This is a genomic window from Variovorax paradoxus (assembly GCF_000834655.1).
GTDB lineage: Bacteria > Pseudomonadota > Gammaproteobacteria > Burkholderiales > Burkholderiaceae_C > Variovorax > Variovorax paradoxus_F.
In genome coordinates this window covers 23,123-41,454 of the sequence record NZ_JXQQ01000032.1, presented here as the reverse complement: position 1 = coordinate 41,454, position 18,332 = coordinate 23,123, and the positions used below count along the sequence as shown (strand labels likewise).

Sequence of the window (18,332 nt, the reverse complement as noted above, 5' to 3'; positions counted from 1 at the left end):
GCTCAGTAGCGAGCGGGCGGATCGGGCACGTAGCCGGGGTCCGAGCCGGGGAACGGCGACGGGCCGGCCGGACGCGGCCAGCGCGGCGGGGGCGGCACCGGGATCACGCCCGCGGCAACGAGGTTTTCGCGGCTGTCGTAGCGGATGCGGACCACTTCGTCGGGAGTGGATTGGGCGCGCTCGAAGTTCGTCTTGCCGACATACGAGGTCTCGCGGCGGCCGTGGGCCGTGCCCAGGCTCGGGGCCGGGGCCTGGCGGCGCGCCATGTTGCCCGCGGGTGCCTCGGCGGATGCGGACTCGGCGGGTGCCGACTTGGCTCGCGCATCGCCCATCGAAGACGATTCGCTCCTCAGTTCGCGGTCGCGGGGGCTGTACTCGTCGCGGCTCGGGTAGGGCGCGATCGGCGGCGGGGGCGGCACCGGCACGTTCTCGCGGAATAGCGCAACGCCGATCACGCCCACGTCGTCGGGGCGGCCGGTGCGGCTCGCATAGGAGTTGCCGGCCGAGGCGAACTCGAAGGCCGCGATCTGCGAGTCGCTTTTGCGCCAGCCCGTGATGTCGCTGTTTTCGCGCGCGCCGAACACGTAGCCGGTCTGCCCGATGCCCGCGGTCTCGCCGGTGACGACATTGACGCCGTCCACCGACATCACGGCCATGATGCGTTCGCCCATCGCATTGCGCGCCCGAATGGCGTAGCGCGCACCGGGGCGGCCGGCCACCCAGTATTCGCCGCGGTGGCGGTAGATCGGGAGCTCGGCGCCGGTCGTGCGATCGACGATGGCGATCTGCATCAGCGAGCCGATGCGGCTCGAGGTGGACGGCGGCGCGAACGGGCGGGCCGAACTGTCGGCGCAGGCCGACAGGCCGCTGGTGAGGGCGGTCAGGGCCAGGACGGTGGAAAAAAGTCTGCGCTTCATGGTGCTCTTCCTTGCCAGGAGTGGATCGATGCAGGCTTCTACGGCGCAGCATCGACGGCGGGGTTAAGCGAGGCACAAAAAAATGGCGCCATCTTTTCGATGGCGCCATGCGCCCCTTCGCGCCAGGGCGTTGGGGCGTTGGGGGAAGGAAAAATCAGATGTCTTCGAGCAAGGCGTAGGGAAGCGGCTCGACCGCCAGGCCGGGGCCGTCGGCCGCGCCGGCATGCAGATTGCCGGCTTCGAGCGCCGAGATCTGCATCGAGACCAGCGCCGACCAGCCGCCGCCCGGCGCCGCTGCCGCCTGGGCGACGGTGCCGACGGGCTGCCCGCCATCGCCAGCCGCGAACACTTCCTGCCCGACCGCCACGGGCGCGTCGGCCTGCATGAGATAGGTGCGCCGCTTGAGCGTGCCGCGGAACTGGCTGCGCGCCACGATTTCCTGGCCGGGGTAGCAGCCCTTCTTGAAGTTCACGCCGCCCACCGATTCGTAATTGATCATCTGCGGCACGAAGGCTTCGATGATCGGCGTGGTCACGGTCACGATGCCGCTGCGGACTTCGCTCCATTGCCAGAGGTCGGCGTCGAGCTGGGAGCCCGCCGGCGCGGCGTGGTCGGCGGGCGCGATCCACAAGGCACGCGGCACGCCGTCGGCCGGGTACAGCGAGACGGCGCTGATGCCATCGCCGATTGCAGTGCGCTTGCCGGGCGGCGTGGCCGCGTCGAGGCCGTTGGCGGTGAGCGCGGTGCCGGCCAGGCCGTACAGCGCGAACTGGTCGGTGGCGTCGGTCAGCTTGACCTTGGCACGCAGCACGTACATCGAGAGGCGCTTGAGCGTGGCGGCGAGGATGTCGCGGCTGCACACCAGGAGGATCAGCTCGGGCTGCGGCCGGATGCCGATGAAGCTGGCAATGACGCGGCCCTTGGCGGTGCAGAGCGCGGCGAGCCGGGCTTCGGTGGCGCCGAGCAGGGAGAAATCCTGGGTCAGTTGTCCGTGCAGGAAGCTGGCTGCATCGGGGCCTTCGGCGCGGATCACGCCGAGTTGGGACAGCGTGGCGGTCCCGTTGAGAACGACTGTGGTCATCGCTGAATTATCATGGTCGGCCTGTTCCCTCGGTGCGGCAGGGACTCCCTCCTTTTTCCCCGGTCGATCGAACCGACCCAACGCTCTCCATCGGATCCGTGCGCAGCTTCTTTCTTACGCTCTTCCTGCTGGCCGCCCTGATCGCGCTCGCGCTTGGCGCCGGCGGACTCTGGTGGGTGCACCAGCCGCTCAAGATGTCGGCGCCGAGCGCCGATCTTTCCGTCGAGCCCGGCACCACGCCGCGCGGCATCGCCCAGGCGGTGGCCGATGCCGGCGTCGACGTGCAGCCGCAGTTGCTCTATTTGTGGTTCCGCGTCTCGGGGCAAGACCGCCAGATCCGCGCCGGCAGCTACGAACTGGAGCGCGGCGTCACGCCCAAGCTCCTGCTCAACATCCTGGTGCGCGGCGAAGAGGCCACGCGAAGCCTGGTGCTGGTCGAGGGCTGGAATATGCGCCAGGTGCGCGCCGCGCTCGGCAAGGCCGAGCAACTCAAGCCCGAGAGCGTGGGCCTGACCGACGAGGCGCTGATGGCCAAGCTCGGCAAACCCGGCCTGCATCCCGAAGGCCGCTTCTTCCCGGACACCTACACCTACTCGAAGGGCTCGACCGACGTCGCCCTGCTGCAACGCGCCATGCGCGCCATGGACAAGAAGCTCGAAGCCGCCTGGTCGGCTAGGGCAGCTGATTTGCCCCTCAAATCGGCCGATGAGGCGCTTATTCTGGCCAGCATTGTCGAGAAGGAGACAGGAAAGGCCAACGACCGCGCCGAAATTGCAGCCGTCTTCACCAACCGCCTGCGCATCGGCATGCCGCTGCAGACCGATCCGACGGTGATCTACGGCCTGGGCGCCGCCTTCGACGGCAACCTGCGCAAGAAAGACCTGCAGACCGACAGCCCCTGGAACACCTACACCCGCGGCGGCCTGCCACCCACGCCGATCGCGATGCCAGGCAAGGCCGCGCTGTTGGCGGCGGTGCAACCGGCGCAAAGCAAATCGCTGTATTTCGTTTCGCGCGGCGACGGCACGAGCCAGTTCAGCAGCTCGCTCGACGACCACAACCGTGCGGTCAATCGCTACCAGCGTGGCGGTGGCGACTCCAAACCCAAGGCGACGCAATGAGCAAAGGCCTCTTTCTGACGCTGGAAGGCATCGATGGCGCGGGCAAGTCGAGCCATCTCGATGCGATGGAGGCGCTCTTCAACGCGCAAGGCCGCACGGTGGTGCGCACGCGCGAGCCCGGCGGCACGCCGCTGGCGGAAACGCTGCGCGGGCTGATCCTCGAACAGCCGATGGACCCGCTGACCGAATCGCTGCTCGTGTTCGCGGCCCGGCGCGATCACATCGTGCAGGTCATCGAACCGGCGCTCGCGCGCGGTGACCTGGTGCTGTGCGACCGTTTCACCGATGCCACTTTCGCCTACCAGGGCGCAGGGCGAGGTTTCGATGCCGGCGTCCTCTCGACGCTGGAGCAGTGGGCGCAAGGGGGCAGGGCGGAAGGGCTGCTGCAGCCCGACGTCACGCTGTGGTTCGACCTCGCGCCCGAGATCGCGGCACAGCGCCTGGCTGGCGCCCGCTTGCCCGACAAGTTCGAGGCGCAGCCGGTCGAGTTCTTCCGCCGCGTGGCCCAGGGCTACGCAGACCGCGCTGCCGCCGATGCGCAGCGCTTCGTTCGCATCGACGCCAGCCAGGCGCGCGACCAGGTCTGGCAGCAGATCGAAGCCGCGCTGGTGGCGCGCGGTGTGCTGGCATCGCACAGCGCAGGTGTCGCGCGATGAGCGTGCCGGCCCTCACGCCCTGGCTGCGCCAGCCGCTCGCTGAGTTGCTGCGCCAGCGCGGCCATGCCTGGCTGCTGCAAGGCCCGTCGGGCATCGGCCAATACGAACTCGCATTGGCTCTCGCCGCCGCCTGGCTGTGCGAGCAGCCGGCGGAGGAGGGCGGTGCCGCCTGCGGCCACTGCGCCAGTTGCCACGCCATCGAGGTCCGCACCCATGCCGACCTGTGCGTGCTGATGCCCGAGGTCGCCATGCAGGAGCTGGGCTGGCCGCTCGAAGAGAAGGCGCAGGCCGACATCGACGACAAGAAGCGCAAGGCGAGCCGCGAAATCCGCGTCGAGGCGATGCGCGATGCGGTCGGCTTCGCCCAGCGCACGAGCGCGCGTGGGCGCGGCAAGGTCGTGCTGGTGTATCCGGCCGAGCGCATGAACACCATCACCGCGAACGCGCTGCTCAAGACGCTCGAGGAGCCGGTCGGTGACGTGCGTTTCGTGCTCGCGAGCGAGGCTGCCTGGCAACTGCTGCCCACCATTCGCAGCCGCTGCCTGGGCTTCACGCTGCCGTGGCCCGGAACAGCCGAGGCCGAAGCCTGGCTCGTCGCGCAGGACGTGCCGGCCGCCGATGCGGCCGCCCTGTTGCGCGCCGCCGGCGGACGCCCCAGCGATGCCTTGCGGCTCGCGCGTTCCGGCCAGTCGCCCAAGGCGTGGTCGCTGTTCCCCAAGGCCATCTCACGCGGTGACGTGGGTGCGCTGTCGGACCATGCGCCGGCCCAAGCGGTTGGCGCGCTGCAGAAGCTCTGCCACGACCTGATGGCTGTCGGCAACGGTGCCGAGCCACGTTTCTTCGAGGCGGGCGACCTGCCGGCGGCGCCGTCGCGGCAGGCCTTGGCGCGCTGGTCGAAGTCGCTCGCGAACGCCGCGAGAACCGCCGAACATCCGTTCAATGCAGGTCTCATGCTCGAAGCGCTTGTGAGCGAAGCGCGAAGCACCCTAAACTCAGCCGCTCGCCGCCCATGAACCAACCTGTCGCCCCCGCCGCCGCTGCCCCCGCAGCCTCCACGCCCGCAAGGCCGAGCGTCATCCAGCTCGCCATCAAGGAGAAGGGGGCGCTCTACGCGGCGTATATCCCGCTTTTTGCCGAGGGCGGCATCTTCATTCCCACCACGCGCGAGTACCGGCTGGGCGATGACGTTTATGTCCTGTTGACGCTGCCTGAAGACCCGCAGCGCTATCCGGTGGCCGGCAAGGTCGCGTGGATCACCCCGGCACGCGCCGCAGGCAACCGGGCGCCCGGCGTGGGCATCCGCTTTCCGTCAGACGACAAGTCGCGGCAGCTGAAGGCGCGGATCGAGGCAGCCCTGGGCGGCTCGATGGCGTCCGACCGCCCCACACAAACAATCTAGGGCTCCCCCGGGCTGCGCGCACTCCGTGTCGCTGCGCCAACTCTCTGCCGGGGGCGACACCAGCTGCCCGGCCGAGCCGGTTCCGCCGTATTTCTGGCACGAGCCCGACAATCAGCGTCATGTTCACAGACTCCCATTGCCACCTGACCTTCCCTGAGTTCGCGGACCAGATGCCGCAGATCCGCGCCGCCATGGCCGCGGCCAAGGTCGATCGGGCCCTCTGCATCTGCACCAAGCTCGAGGAGTTCGACGACGTGCAGGCACTGGCCGCCAGCTACGACAACTTCTGGGCCAGCGTGGGCGTGCACCCCGACAACGAGGATATCGCCGAGCCCAGCGTCGAAGACCTGGTGCGGCTTTCCGCCCGGCCCCGCGTGGTGGCCATCGGTGAAACGGGCCTGGACTACTACCAGATGGAAGAGCGCAAGGGCGGCCGCAGCATCGCCGACATGGAGTGGCAGCGCGACCGCTTCCGCGTGCACATCCGCGCCGCGCAGCAGACCCGCAAGCCGCTCATCATCCATACCCGCGAGGCTTCGGCCGACACGATTGCGATCCTGAAGGAGGAGGGCGAAGACGGCTCCTCGGGTGCGGCAGGCGGCGTGTTCCATTGCTTCACCGAAACCGCCGAGGTGGCCCGCGCAGCGCTCGACCTGGGGTTCTACATTTCGTTCTCGGGCATCCTGACGTTCAAGAAGGCGCAGGACCTGCGCGACGTGGCCGCCTTCGTGCCGCTCGACCGCATGCTGATCGAGACCGACAGCCCGTATCTGGCGCCCGTGCCGTACCGCGGCAAGACCAACAATCCGTCGTATGTGCCTTATGTGGCGCAACAGATCGCCGAACTGCGAAACGTGCCCGTAGAGGCCATCGCCCGGGCGACAAGCGACAACTTCGAAACGCTGTTCAGGGACGTCAAATCATGAGAAATTACTTCAAGAAATCGCTTTATGTCCTTGTCATATTTGCTTCTTTTGCGGCGCAGGCTGGATCGTTCGAAGACTTTTTCCGAGCCGTGCGCGGCGACAACGCGAGCGGCGTGCGCACCCTGCTGCAGCGCGGATTCGACCCCAACACGCGCGACGAGAAAGGCCAGACCGGCCTGCTCATCGCCCTGCGCGAACCGTCGCCGAAGGTGATCCAGGTGCTGCTCGAATCGCCGCAGCTGAATGTGGACATCGCCAACGCCAAGGATGAAACCCCGCTGATGCTGGCGGCCATCAAGGGCCAGCAGGACTTGGTCAACCAACTGCTCAAGCGCGACGCCGCGGTCAACAAGACCGGCTGGACGCCGCTGCATTACGCCGCCACCAGCGGCCAGTTGACGATCATGAAGGTGCTGCTGGACAACTACGCCTTCATCGATGCGCAGTCGCCCAACGGCACCACGCCGCTGATGATGGCAGCGATGTACGGCTCGGGCGAAGCCGTGAAATTGCTGCTGGCCGAAGGCGCTGACACGGCGATGAAAAATCAGTTGGGTATGACTGCGGTCGACTTCGCGAACAAGGCGAACCGGGCGGAAGCCGCCGAGCTGATCAAGGCGGCCATGAATGCGAAGCCAGGCCCGAAGGCGCCACCGAAGGACGGTAAATGGTGAAAGGGCTCGGCGGCGTCGTCGTCGCACTGGGCTTGGCGAATTTCGCGCTCGACGCGGCGGCCCAGCACTCGATCTACAAATGTGTAGTGGGCGGCAAGATCACGTACTCGAACGAGCCTTGTACGGATGCGAAGAAGATCGAGATCAAGCAGACCAAGGGAGTGAACTACGAAGGCAGAGGATCCGGCGGTTCGACCAAGCGCTGAGCAGGCGCTGAAGGCGGAATCCATCGCGTTGCAGGCCCGGCAGAACACCGAAAAAAGGGCGCCTGCACACTCGTGCGAGACTCTGTGGAGAAGGAGAAGCAGAGATGAATACGTTCCTATTCATGGTCGTTTTGTTGGCCGTCGGGGTGCTGGTGTACCTGGTGGTGGCCAAGAAGCGGTCCGAACAGAGCACCAGCGGCTTTGTCGACAAGCCCAAGGCACGGCCGCCGCTTACCGCGCGCGAACAGGCGATGTACAACCGCCTCGTGCAGACGCTGCCGGACCTGGTGGTGCTCCCGCAGGTCAGCTTTGGCGCGTTGCTCACAGCCCGCACGCGCGCGGCGCGCAGCACCTTCAGCCGCAGGATCGCCGATTTCGTCGTGTGCGATCGCTCGTTCAAGGTCGTGGCGGTGGTCGAACTCGGCGACAAGAACCAGAAAGACAAGGCCAGACGCGATCCGGATCGCGATGCGATGTTGATCGAGGCCGGGTACCGGGTGTTGCGCTATCCACGCGTGCCTGACATCGGGCGCGTGGAGGCGGATTTCGATCCGTCGCTTGCATCTGTCAGTCCGCAGGGGTCTTGAGGGCATTTGCTTGCATGGCCTGGGGAATGGACGGCAACATCGTGTCCATACAAATAACACAATGTGCATTATGTTAAATAAGATAGGTGATCGCCGCGTCGCCTGAGGTCAGTTCAGGGCAACGTCTGAGGCCCACACCATCGTCCAATTGAGCAGCCATCGGCACTGGACCAAGCTCGAGAACGCGAACAGCCGTTCTCGTGCCCTCACTTCCAGGAGCTACTCCATGAGCCACACCGACACGAGCGATGCCCAGCACCGCTCAGCCCAGCGCCCCTCTGCAACTATCGATGAAGAGCCAGCCGAGAAGGCTTCGGCTCACCAACCCGGCCAGTCCACCTTCAGATGGGTATTGCCCGAGGACATCGTCTGGCAACCGTTCGATGCATTTCCGCCCACCGTGCGGCTGGCCATCATCGTCGGGCATCCGGCTGAGCCGGGACCGTATGTGATCCGCGTCAAGGTGCCCTCTGGTGTCCGCCTCATGCCGCACTGGCATCCCGAAGACCGGATCTACACGGTGATGTCGGGCGTCTTCTACATCGGCTTGGGCGAAAGCTTCGACGAAGCGAGCCTGAAGGCGTATCCACCAGGAAGCGTGATCGTCTTGCCTGGCAACACCTTCCACTTCCACTGCGCGCAGTCGGGCGAGTACGTGACCCAGGTCACCGCGATCGGACCGCTCGGACTCGAATACCTGGACGCGCGCGACGATCCTCGCCAAGGCCCGCGGCCCTGATGCACCGGGCGCGCTGATCGTTCAGCGCGCAGGCCGCGTCGCGCCGATCATGAAGAAGACGATCGTCGCGGGCTGGTCGGTCCGGTTGCGCCACCCATGCCGCGTGCCGTTCTGCACCACGACGTCGTTCTGGCGCACCGTGGTGAGCGCGCCGTCGTCCAGTTCCATGACGACCTCGCCTTCCAGGACGATGCAGCAGTCGAGCGTGTCGGTCGTGTGCATCCCGGGATTTTCGGATTCGAAGCGTTCTGCCAAGCCGAGGAAAGCCATGGCGAAGTCGCGGCCGATGTCGGCTGGTTCGGCGGTGAGCGCCGCGACCGCGGCATCGGGCGGCAGGGTCACGATCTGGATGCTGGTCGTTCCCGCTCTGGCGAGAAAGGTCTTCGCCGCGATGGCCGGATCGGGCGTGCTCTCCGTGCGCGATGCGAGCACAGGCGGATCGTTCGTCTGCCACAGCAACTCCGTGCGCAGACCTGGCACGTGCGCCGCGTCGACGGCCCAGGGCGAGAGTCCGTCGGACAGCACCACCGCTTTTCCCTCTGGCGAATAGCCGGTCACGATGCGTCTGGTTTTCATGGCGAGTCCTGAACGATGGAAGGTTTGCGGGCCCGGCCCGCGGGGTTGCGCCTTGAGGCCATCAGGCCGCGGCAATTGCCCATCATTTGCCGTCGCGGGTTGCTCCGCATCAGTCTTTCGATAGACCCCCTGCACGGACCGCAGGCACACGGCCGCACTCACCGAACGAGGGCTGCATCGACTGGGCATCGAAACGACATTGAAGTGCGGTCGGCCCTTCCCTGCCGCCCGCAAACCACGAAAGACCCACCATGGAATACAAGATCAAGTTGAACGGCGCGAGCCGGACTGTCGACGTCGACGGCGACACGCCACTGCTGTGGGTGCTGCGGGACGTATTGAACATGAGCGGAACCAAGTTCGGCTGCGGGCTGGCGCTGTGCGGCGCCTGCACGGTGCATCGCGAGGGCCAGCCGATACGCTCCTGCGTCACGCCCATCGAATCCGTCGGGCAAGCAGCGATCACCACCATCGAAGCGATCGGCCAGAGCGCTGTGGGCAAGCGCATACAACTGGCCTGGCTCGAACAGCAGGTGCCGCAATGCGGCTACTGCCAGTCGGGGCAGATCATGGCGGCCAGCGCACTTCTGGCGACCAAGCCCAACCCCACGGACAAGGAGATCGACGAAGCGATGGCCGGCAACATCTGTCGCTGCGGCACCTATGTGCGAATCAAGGCGGCCATCAAGCTGGCTGCCAGCGGGGCCCCTCTTCCGGCCGCGAGGGCTGCCGCATGAACTCGCTCAAGCACGCCGGCGCCGGCATGGACCGGCGCTACTTCCTCACCGCCAGCGCGGCCATCGGCGGCGGCCTTGTCGTATCGCTCGCGACCGGCCCACTGGGGCATGTCGCTGCGGCCACCCCCGCCGCAACGGCATTTCAACCCGATGCATCCGTCACGATCGGAAGCGACGGCCTCGTGTCGTTCACGCTCCCGCTTGTCGAGATGGGCCAGGGAACCTACACCTCGATTCCCATGCTCATCGCCGAGGAGCTCGAGGTACCGCTGTCGCAGGTTCGCATCGTGCATGCACCATCGAATCCGAAGCTGTTCACCAACCCGCTGCTGGGTGTGCAGGCGACCGGCGGATCGACGGCCGTGCGGGCCGCATGGGAGCCGATGCGCAAGGCCGGCGCGAGTGCGCGGACGATGCTCGTCGCGGCCGCCGCGCGCACCTGGAACGTGCCGCCCGCCAGTTGCCGCGCAACGCGCGCCACGGTGGTCCACACCCCGACGGGCCGGGTGCTGGGCTACGGAGCCCTCGCCCAGCGGGCGGCGAAGGAGGCCGTGCCCGAGCAGGTCGAGTTGAAGGCCCCGTCGCAGTACCGGTTGATCGGCACGCCCGCCAAGCGGCTGGACCTGTCGGGCAAGGTCAATGGCAGCGCTGTGTTCGGCATCGACGTGCGTCTGCCCGGAATGAAGATCGCCGCGGTGGCCGCATGCCCCGTGTTCGGCGGCAAGCTGGCCAGCGTGGACGACACGAAGGCAAGGGCCGTGGCCGGTGTGCGCCAGATCGTGAAGCTCGACGATGCCGTGGCGGTGATCGCCGACCACAACGGCGCGGCGCGCAAGGGCCTGGCGGCCCTGCAGATCCAATGGGACGAAGGCGCCAACGCGAAATTCTCGACCGAGGTCTGGGCCGGGCAATTGAAAGAGGCCTCGAAGGGCCGGGGTGTCAGCGCCGCGAAGATCGGCAATGTCGACGCCGCCCTGGCGGCTGCCGCGGTCAAGGTCCAGGCCGAGTATTGGGCGCCCAACCTTGCGCACGCGACGCTCGAACCCATGAACTGCACGGTGCACTGGCGAAAGACCGAATGCGAGGTGTGGCTGGGCACGCAAGCGTTGGCCCGGGCGCAGGAAGGCGTCTCTCGCGTGACCGGTCTTCCGGTGGACAAGGTCATCGTGCACAACCACCTGATCGGAGGCGGCTTCGGCCGTCGCCTGGATGTCGATTACGTCGAACAGGCCGCCCTCATCGCACGCCAGGTCGAGGGCCCCGTGAAAGTGATCTGGAGCCGCGAGGAAGACATGCAGCACGATGTCTACCGCCCGTTCTGGTACGACCAGCTGAGCGCCGCCCTCGACGCAAGCGGCAAGCCAACGGCATTCCGTCACCGCGTCATCGGCTCGTCGGTCGTGGCGCGCTGGATTCCCGCGTGGATGAAAGACGGACTCGACCCGGATGCGGTCGACGCGGCGCAGAGCCCCTACGAGTTCGAGAACATCGACGTGGAGTACGTCCGCCACGAACCGCCGCCGCCTCTCACCACCGGGTTCTGGCGCGGTGTCGGCCCCACGCACAACGCATTCGTGGTCGAGGGCTTCATCGACGAACTGGCCAATGCGGCCAAGCAGGACCCGATGGCCTTTCGCCGCGCCCTGCTCGCCAGGCAGCCCCGCGTCATGGCAGTGCTCGACCAGGTCGCCCAGCGTTCGGGCTGGGGCACTCCCCTGCCGGCGCGTTGCGGCCGCGGCGTGGCGTTGCTGGCCAAGGAAAGCTGGGAAAGCATCCTGGCGCAGGTGGTCGAAGTGCAGGTGGGCAACGACGGCCTCCTGACCATCAAGCGCATCACGTCCGCGCTCGATTGCGGCCAGATGATCAACCCCGACGGCGTAACGGCGCAGGTGCAGGGCGCGACCGTGTTCGGCCTGACCGCGGCGCTCTACGGAAACATCACCTTCAAGGACGGCCGCGTGGTGCAAAGCAATTTCCACGACTACCAGATGGTGCGCATGAACGAGGTCTCGCCCATGGACATCAGCCTCATCACCAACCACGAGAAGCCCGGCGGCATGGGCGAGATCGGCACCACGCTGGTCGCGCCTGCCCTCGTCAATGCCATCCACGCGGCGACCGGGGTCCGGCTGCGCAAGCTGCCGATCGATACCGATCTTCTCAAGCTCACCTGAAAGCACACGATGAAAAATATTGCCTGGAGCGCCCTCCCGCTCATCGGCCTGCTGGCCTGCCCTTTGCCGGCTCCGGCCAGCCAGGCGCTGTCGCAAAAATACGCCTGCGTCGCCTGCCATCAGGCCGAGGCCAAGACCGTCGGTCCTTCCTGGAAGAGCATCGCGGACAAGTATCGCGATGGCAGCAAGAACGCCGACCAACTGGCCGCGCGCATCAAGTCGGGCGGCTCCGGTCTCTGGGGCAGCTTGCCCATGCCGCCCCAAAGCCAGGTTCCCGATGCAGATCTGAAGGCGCTGGCAGGCTGGGTGCTCGATCGTCCGTGAGCCCGGTGCCCATTGTTCATCGCACCTGTGGTTTGGTGGACGATGCTCAGTTGCCAAAGGGGAGGAAGACGCTCAGGGTCATACCGGGCCCGTCGTTCGTGCTCGCCAACAGGCACCCGCCGTGCGCCTCGATGATGGAGCGGCTGATCGAGAGCCCTACCCCCATGCCTTCGGGCTTGGTCGTGTAGAAGGCGTTGAACATCTGCTCGAGATGCTCGGGCGCGGCACCCACGCCCGTGTCGCGCACCGCGAGCACGACGTGCCCATCGTCACGCAGCGCCGTCGAGACAAACAGCTCTCGCGCCCGGGAATCGATTGAGCTCATCGCCTCCGCAGCATTGAGAACCAGGTTCAGGATGACCTGCTGCAACTGCACGCGGTCGCCCACGATGGCCGGCAGATCCGCGGCAAGCTCGGTCTGCGAAACCACGCGTCTGTTCTGCAGGTCGATCGATGTCAGCGCGAGCACCTCGCGCACGGCGCTGTTGAGGTCCACCGATTCCCTGCCCATCGGTTTCCCGGCAAAAAGCGCACGCAGGCGTCCCACCACGTCGGCCGCTCGCTTGGCGTCCCTGATCGTGCGCTGGGCGGTGGCCTTCGCGCCCTCGATATCGGACGGGTCGGCCGCAAGCATGCGCAGGCAGGTACTGGCATTGGTGATGATTCCAGCAAGCGGCTGATTGACCTCGTGGGCGATCGACGCAGTCAGGGTGCTCAGCGCAGTGGCCCGCGCCACGTGCGCAAGTTCGCTTCTTGCCCGGTCGCGTGCATCCTCGGCGGCTTTGCGGCCCGAGACGTCCTGGACGGTCCCCATGAAGATCGGGCGGCCGGCCACGTGCTCCATGACGTGTGCGACGCCCCGAAGATGCTTCAGGCTGCCTTGCGAGGTCACGATGCGGAAGGTGAAGTCGGCCTCGCAACCCGCCATGCCGCGCCGGATCTCCGAGTCGAAGAGCGTGAGATCGTCCGGATGCACCCGGTCGCGAATCGCCTGGACATTGGGTTGCATGCCCGGATCGATTTCGAAGATGCGATAGAACTCCGCCGACCAGCTGTGCTGGTCCATCTGGATGTCGGACGTGAAGCTGCCCGTGGCGCTCAGCCGCTGTCCCTCGGCCAGCTGCGCCAGGGCGCGCTTCAACTCCGACTCCCCTGCCCTGAGCGCCGCCTCGGCATTGCGGGCGGCGGTGACGTCCTGGATCGACCCGGCCACGATCCGGTGACCGCCCGCCGACCTGCTGAAATGCGAGACGGCATGCAGATGCTTGGCGATGCCCTTGGGCGTGACGATCCGGAAGATCTGGTCGAAGTCGGTGCCTTCCGCGAGCGCACGCCGAAAGCCGGCGTCGAAGCCCGGCAGGTCATCCGGATGAATAAGGCTGCGAAACGACTGGAATTTGACCTTCGAGCCCGGCTCGAACTCCAGCACGCGGTAAAGCTCGTCGGACCAGACGTGGTCATCCGCCTCCACATCGGTCGTGAAGCTCCCGGTCTGGCTGAGCCGTTGCGCCTGCTGGAGGTGGGCGAGCGCCTGGCGCAGTTCGTCCTGGCGTGCCATCAAGGCCGCATCCGCCTCGGCGCGTTCGATCGCGATGCCGGCAATCCTGGCGGAACGGTCGAGCAGTTCCTGCTCGTAGGGCGTCGGTTCCCCGGCACTGCGCCGGTGGATGGCCAGCACGCCGGAGACCTCGCCGGCGCCCGGCACGATCGGCACCGCCCAGCACGACGCAAACCCGCACCCGGCCATGCAGGCATGCCAGGCCGACCCGCGCCACCGGGCGTCGTTCGGGACATCGGCCGAGAGCACCGGCGCCTTGATGCTCGCCGCGAGCGAACAGGGATCGGCTGCAGGAGCGAGGCCCTCGCCGCCGAAACAGTCTTCTTAACCTGCCGGCAAGTTCGGCCCTGCAGCTTTCCGGAGCTTCATGCCGCTGTCTGCGGCCAACAGGACGGCGCATCGGCAGCCAGGCAGCAGATCCTCAATGAGCAGCGACATCGCATCGAGCACCTGCGCAAGAGGAACGCGCCGCGCCACTTTCTCCAAAATCAGCTTCTCGCCAGCCAGCAACGCCTCGGCGCGCCGAAGCTGCTGAATGTCCTGGTGGAGGGTCTGCCAGGCGAACGTCCGCTCCTCGCCGTGGTTCAGCGGCGTGGAGCGAGGTTCGAACCAGGCGCCTGTCATCCGCCGATCTCAGCGGGAACAGCGCCGCGGCGGGGAGCCGCGCGACGGAAAAAGAACGCTTTTTGCATACGCTGGATCTGAGCAGATTCGGCCTCTCCCGGACACCCTCGCCCGGGCTCTTCGCATACCCCTTTTGGTGCCGTCTCGATGCCGCCGCGTCGACAGGACCACGGTAGCGGGCAATGTGCGCGGAGGCGAGAACCCAATACCAAAGGACTATTCGACGCCGTCGCCGGATGGTTTTACGATGGCGCCCTTCAAGCTGGGGAGTACATCATTGAATCGGCGGACGCCGACTGCAGGGAGCTTTGTGGCCAGAGCACGGACTGCACGACGTATCGCACTTTTCGTGACGGCCATCTGGGTCTTCACTGGAGCTTGCGTTGCCTGGGCGCTCAATCCGGCGCTCGATATATCTCAACATGGCCACAGGGCCTGGCGCGATCTCGACGGATTCGGCCTTGGAACAGTGGTTGCCATCGCGCAAACCACGGACGGCTACATGTGGCTCGCCACGCCCAACGGCGTGCTGCGCTTCGACGGCGTGCGCAGCGTTCCCTGGCGCGCACCGGCCGGCGCGTCCTTGCCCGACACCAACGCGCGCGCACTTCTCGGCACGCGCGACGGTGCCTTGTGGATCGGCACCCTGCGCGGGCTGGCCCGGCTCAAGAACGGCGCGCTGACCGTGTTTCCGGCGTTGGCCGGAAAGGCAGTCAATGCAATCGTGGAAGCGTCCGATGGAACCATCTGGGTCGCCGGCGCGGTTCTGGGCGGCGACAAGGGGGTGCTCTGCGCGGTACGCGAAGGCGCCAGCGAGTGCCATGGCGACGACGGCAGCCTGGGTCGATCCGTTCTGGGTCTGTACCAGGACACTTCGAACGCGTTGTGGGTAGCGGGGACGGATCGGATCTGGAAATGGGGAGGCCAGCCAGAGGTTTCGTACGCATTGCCAGTTCCTCTCTATACGCTCGAGTCCATGACGGGGACGCCGGACGGGGCGCTCGTCGTCGGCACGCGAGGCGGACTTTTGAGACTGGCCAACGGAATGGTCGAGACGCTGCCCTTGCCCGAGTGGGGCAAGGATCTGTCGGTCAACCGGGTCCGACTCGATCGAGACGGTGCGTTGTGGCTCGGCGCGGCGGACCATGGCTTGCTTCGCCTGTACAAGGGGCGTGTCGACACGTACACCCCCGCGCAGGGGTTGTCCGGCGAACAGGTCCTTGCCACATTCGAGGACCGCGAAGGCAGCCTCTGGGTTTCCACATCGAAAGGGCTTGACCAGTTCCGGCCGATGGCCGCGGCGGCACAGACGCGTGCACAGGGACTGAAAGGCCGCGCGCGCTCGATCCTGGCTGCACGCGATGGAAGCCTGTGGGCAACGACTACGGGCGGCGTATATCAGATGACCCGTCCCCAGTATTGGGAGGCCCGCCACTCAGCGCCGGCCAGCCTGCTGGAAGATCGCCGCGGCGCCATCTGGATGGCATCGAATGCCGGGCTCGGCCATTTCGAGGGTGGGCGTTACGTCGCTGCCGCCGGTATCCCGGCAGGACCTGTGGACGCCATGGCCGAGGATGCGAAGGGGAACCTGTGGGTTGCCCACCAGACTGCGGGGCTCTTTCGCCTGTCGCCTGGCCGCGAGCCCGAGCCGACACCGTGGACGAGCATCGGCGTCTCCGCGCGCGTCTCCACGATGGCCGTGGATTCCGCGGACGACTCGCTGTGGCTGGGCCTGTGGTCGGGTGACATGGTGAATCTGCGCGAGGGACGGGTGCGCAACCTTGCGCCGCTCCAGAACGCCACCCAATGGACGCGCATCAACCAGCTTCGCCCCGAGCCCGACGGCTCGTTGTGGGTCACCAACATGACCGGATTGACGCGAATCAAGAACGGGCGCGCTGCGCGTCTGGACGAAGCTGGGGGCCTGCCCTGCGACCGCGTGTTCTGGACGCTTGTCGACCCGCATGGGCTCTGGCTGTCCGCGCCGTGCGGACTGATGCGAATCCGCCGCGAGGAATTGGATGCCTGGTCGGCCGCGGCCGATCGCGGCGCTCAAGCCAAGGTGAAAGTCCAGCTCCTGGACCAATGGGACGGCGTGCGCCAGGCGGTGTCGCTGAGCACGCTCAGCCAGTTCCTCATCAACTACAACTTCACACCCAAGCTCGCCCGATCGTCGGATGGTCTTGTCTGGGCCGTCACCGGCGACGACATCGTGCGTATCGATCCGGCGCGGCTTCCGCTCAACGATGTGCCGCCGCCTGTGCGCGTGGAGCAGCTGGTCAGCGACGACAAGGTGTACGAACCGCGTGCCGGCCTGCAATTGCCTGCGCTGCAGCACAACCTCGCGATCGACTACACCGCACTCAGCTTCGCGGTGCCGGAAAAGGTGCGCTTTCGCTACAAGCTGGAAGGCCGAGATACGGACTGGCACGACCCTGGCCAGCGCCGGCAGGCCTTCTACACGGACCTTCCTCCCGGCCACTACAGGTTCCGAGTGATGGCGGCGAATGAGAGCGGCCTCTGGAACCAGAAGGGGGACACCCTCGACTTCTCGATCGCACCGGCCTGGTGGCAGACGAACGTGTTTCGTGCCACCTTTGTCCTGGCCGTTTTGATGATCCTGTACGGCTTGCACAGGCTTCGCCTCGCCCAGCTCTCGCGGCGCTTCAGCATGTCGCTCGAAGCCCGCGTGAACGAGCGCCTTCGCATCGCGCGCGAGCTGCACGACACCCTGCTGCAAACCTTCCAGGGCCTGGTGCTCCGCCTGCAGACCGCGCACCAGTTGATGCCCGAGAGCGAGGGCCGCCGCATCCTCGAAGAAGGCATCGACCAGGCCGCCGACGCAATTACCGAAGGCCGCGACGCCGTTCAGGGCCTGCGCGCGACCGCCACCGAAACCAGCGATCTTGCGGACGCCGTGCGCGCCCTGGGCCAGGTGCTCGCTGCCGATCCGGCCACTCCCTCGGCCAGGCTAGGGGTCGAAGTGCATGGCCGCGCGCGAAGCCTCCACCCCATCGTGCGCGACGATGCCTTCCGCATCGTCGGCGAGGCCCTGCGCAATGCCTTCAGGCACGCGGCCCCGACAAGGGTGGAGGTAGAGATACGCTACGACGACCGCCAACTGAGCGTGCGTGTGCGGGACGACGGCAAGGGCATGGACCCGCGCGTGGTGCGCCGCGGACGCGAAGGCCACTTCGGCCTGCACGGCATGCGCGAGCGCGCCAAGCTGATCGGCGGCGCGCTGACCTTCTGGTCCCGGCTGGACGCGGGCACGGCGGTCGAACTGACCGTGCCTGCCGCGCGGGCCTATGCCACCGAGTCCGGCGGCGCGCGGTCCGAACAAGGCGGCACAGCGAACGACCACCCTGCAGACACAACGAGTCATTCATGAGCAACGAACCTTCGCTTATCCGCGTCCTCTGCGTGGACGACCATCCCGTGGTGCTCCAAGGCATCTCCGGCCTCGTCAGCGTGCAGTCGGACATGGAGGTGGTCGCCGAAGCGGTCAACGGGCGGGAAGCCATCGAGCAGTTCCGCCAGCACCTGCCGGACATCACGCTCATGGACCTGCAGATGCCCGAGATGGGCGGGCTCGACGCGATCGGTGCCATTCGGGGCGAGTTCCCGGACGCCCGCATCATCGTCCTGACCACGTATGCGGGCGATGTGCAGGCACTGCGCGCCATCAAGGCCGGGGCGCGCGGCTACCTGCTCAAGAACGCGCTGCACAAGGAACTGCTGGAGGCCATCCGCGCAGTCCACACCGGCAGGAAGGCGGTTTCGCCCGACATCTCGTTCGAACTGGCGGAGCATGCGACCGACGACGCGATCACGCCGGCGGAAATCCGCGTGCTGCGCCTCATCTCGGCCGGCAACGCCAACAAGGAAATCGCGGACCAGCTCCGGCTCTCGGAAGAAACGGTCAAGAAGCAGGTGCGCAGCATCCTGTCCAAGCTCGGCGCCAAGGACCGCACCCACGCAGCAATGATCGGATTCAGGCGCGGAATCATCGATCCGTGAAAAGGGGCCGCAG

The 18,332-nt window shown here is 66.7% G+C and carries 19 protein-coding genes and 1 pseudogene; 14 read left to right on the top strand and 6 right to left on the bottom strand.

The annotated features are described in order from the left end of the window. Window positions 1–2: 2 nt before the first annotated feature. Both RT97_RS15265 and ygfZ read right to left on the bottom strand, forming a co-directional pair. Complete coding sequence (locus tag RT97_RS15265) at window positions 3–917, bottom strand: hypothetical protein (RefSeq protein WP_042579640.1); 915 nt, start codon at window positions 915–917, stop codon at window positions 3–5. Window positions 918–1,071: 154 nt separating this feature from the next. Further along, complete coding sequence (gene ygfZ / locus RT97_RS15260) at window positions 1,072–1,998, bottom strand: CAF17-like 4Fe-4S cluster assembly/insertion protein YgfZ (RefSeq protein WP_042579639.1); 927 nt, start codon at window positions 1,996–1,998, stop codon at window positions 1,072–1,074. A gap of 98 nt (window positions 1,999–2,096) precedes the next feature. Between ygfZ and mltG the strand changes: the two genes are divergently transcribed. The 9 genes from mltG (at window position 2,097) to RT97_RS15215 (ending at window position 8,306) form a co-directional block, all read left to right on the top strand. Further along, window positions 2,097–3,119 carry an endolytic transglycosylase MltG gene (gene mltG, locus RT97_RS15255; RefSeq protein ID WP_042579638.1) on the top strand — a complete coding sequence of 341 codons (1,023 nt, stop codon included), beginning with the start codon at window positions 2,097–2,099 and terminating at the stop codon, window positions 3,117–3,119. Further along, the gene (tmk, locus tag RT97_RS15250) at window positions 3,116–3,775 is read left to right on the top strand and encodes a dTMP kinase (RefSeq protein WP_042579637.1); all 660 of its coding nucleotides are present in this window, start codon (window positions 3,116–3,118) and stop codon (window positions 3,773–3,775) included. Before mltG ends, tmk begins: the two co-directional genes overlap by 4 nt. Beyond that, a complete protein-coding gene (locus RT97_RS15245; protein WP_042579636.1) occupies window positions 3,772–4,788 on the top strand; it encodes a DNA polymerase in 1,017 nt (338 codons plus the stop codon). The genes tmk and RT97_RS15245 overlap by 4 nt, the downstream gene beginning before the upstream one ends. Then, window positions 4,785–5,174: a PilZ domain-containing protein gene (locus tag RT97_RS15240; protein ID WP_042579635.1), complete on the top strand. Its 390-nt coding sequence runs from the start codon at window positions 4,785–4,787 to the stop codon at window positions 5,172–5,174. The genes RT97_RS15245 and RT97_RS15240 overlap by 4 nt, the downstream gene beginning before the upstream one ends. A 119-nt stretch (window positions 5,175–5,293) precedes the next feature. Further along, the gene (locus RT97_RS15235; RefSeq protein ID WP_042579634.1) at window positions 5,294–6,100 is read left to right on the top strand and encodes a TatD family hydrolase; all 807 of its coding nucleotides are present in this window, start codon (window positions 5,294–5,296) and stop codon (window positions 6,098–6,100) included. After that, window positions 6,097–6,774 (top strand): ankyrin repeat domain-containing protein, encoded by a 678-nt coding sequence (locus RT97_RS15230; RefSeq protein ID WP_042579633.1) that lies wholly within the window; start codon window positions 6,097–6,099, stop codon window positions 6,772–6,774. Before RT97_RS15235 ends, RT97_RS15230 begins: the two co-directional genes overlap by 4 nt. Then, window positions 6,768–6,980 (top strand): DUF4124 domain-containing protein, encoded by a 213-nt coding sequence (locus RT97_RS15225; protein ID WP_042579632.1) that lies wholly within the window; start codon window positions 6,768–6,770, stop codon window positions 6,978–6,980. The genes RT97_RS15230 and RT97_RS15225 overlap by 7 nt, the downstream gene beginning before the upstream one ends. 104 nt (window positions 6,981–7,084) lie before the next feature. Then, window positions 7,085–7,567 carry a DUF2726 domain-containing protein gene (locus RT97_RS15220; protein WP_042579631.1) on the top strand — a complete coding sequence of 161 codons (483 nt, stop codon included), beginning with the start codon at window positions 7,085–7,087 and terminating at the stop codon, window positions 7,565–7,567. Window positions 7,568–7,793: 226 nt separating this feature from the next. Beyond that, entirely contained in the window at window positions 7,794–8,306 is a 513-nt protein-coding gene (locus tag RT97_RS15215) for a cupin domain-containing protein (protein WP_216595174.1), read from the top strand. Window positions 8,307–8,327: 21 nt separating this feature from the next. On the opposite strand, the gene RT97_RS15210 is transcribed toward RT97_RS15215, so the two are convergent. Continuing rightward, entirely contained in the window at window positions 8,328–8,882 is a 555-nt protein-coding gene (locus tag RT97_RS15210) for a cupin domain-containing protein (RefSeq protein ID WP_042579629.1), read from the bottom strand. Window positions 8,883–9,133: 251 nt separating this feature from the next. On the opposite strand from RT97_RS15210, the gene RT97_RS15205 reads away from it, so the two are divergent. From RT97_RS15205 to RT97_RS15195, 3 genes are read left to right on the top strand one after another with little or no spacing between them, the layout of a single operon-like run. After that, a complete protein-coding gene (locus RT97_RS15205; protein ID WP_042579628.1) occupies window positions 9,134–9,619 on the top strand; it encodes a (2Fe-2S)-binding protein in 486 nt (161 codons plus the stop codon). Further along, complete coding sequence (locus RT97_RS15200; protein WP_042579627.1) at window positions 9,616–11,793, top strand: xanthine dehydrogenase family protein molybdopterin-binding subunit; 2,178 nt, start codon at window positions 9,616–9,618, stop codon at window positions 11,791–11,793. The genes RT97_RS15205 and RT97_RS15200 overlap by 4 nt, the downstream gene beginning before the upstream one ends. Before the next feature lie 9 nt (window positions 11,794–11,802). Next, window positions 11,803–12,117 carry a c-type cytochrome gene (locus RT97_RS15195; RefSeq protein ID WP_042579626.1) on the top strand — a complete coding sequence of 105 codons (315 nt, stop codon included), beginning with the start codon at window positions 11,803–11,805 and terminating at the stop codon, window positions 12,115–12,117. Between the two features lie 46 nt (window positions 12,118–12,163). Here the strand turns inward: RT97_RS15195 and RT97_RS34130 are convergent, their stop codons facing one another. The 3 genes and pseudogenes from RT97_RS34130 to RT97_RS33450 form a co-directional block, all read right to left on the bottom strand. Beyond that, entirely contained in the window at window positions 12,164–13,675 is a 1,512-nt protein-coding gene (locus RT97_RS34130; protein ID WP_367379265.1) for a PAS domain-containing sensor histidine kinase, read from the bottom strand. A gap of 36 nt (window positions 13,676–13,711) precedes the next feature. After that, window positions 13,712–13,951, bottom strand: a pseudogene (locus RT97_RS34125) (GAF domain-containing protein); the annotation flags it as partial. A gap of 48 nt (window positions 13,952–13,999) precedes the next feature. Beyond that, window positions 14,000–14,299: a hypothetical protein gene (locus RT97_RS33450; RefSeq protein ID WP_042579625.1), complete on the bottom strand. Its 300-nt coding sequence runs from the start codon at window positions 14,297–14,299 to the stop codon at window positions 14,000–14,002. 349 nt (window positions 14,300–14,648) lie between these two features. On the opposite strand from RT97_RS33450, the gene RT97_RS15180 reads away from it, so the two are divergent. Together RT97_RS15180 and RT97_RS15175 are read left to right on the top strand one after the other, a co-directional pair. After that, complete coding sequence (locus RT97_RS15180; RefSeq protein ID WP_172672209.1) at window positions 14,649–17,690, top strand: sensor histidine kinase; 3,042 nt, start codon at window positions 14,649–14,651, stop codon at window positions 17,688–17,690. Then, complete coding sequence (locus RT97_RS15175) at window positions 17,687–18,319, top strand: response regulator (protein WP_042579623.1); 633 nt, start codon at window positions 17,687–17,689, stop codon at window positions 18,317–18,319. The genes RT97_RS15180 and RT97_RS15175 overlap by 4 nt, the downstream gene beginning before the upstream one ends. Window positions 18,320–18,332 lie beyond the last annotated feature (13 nt).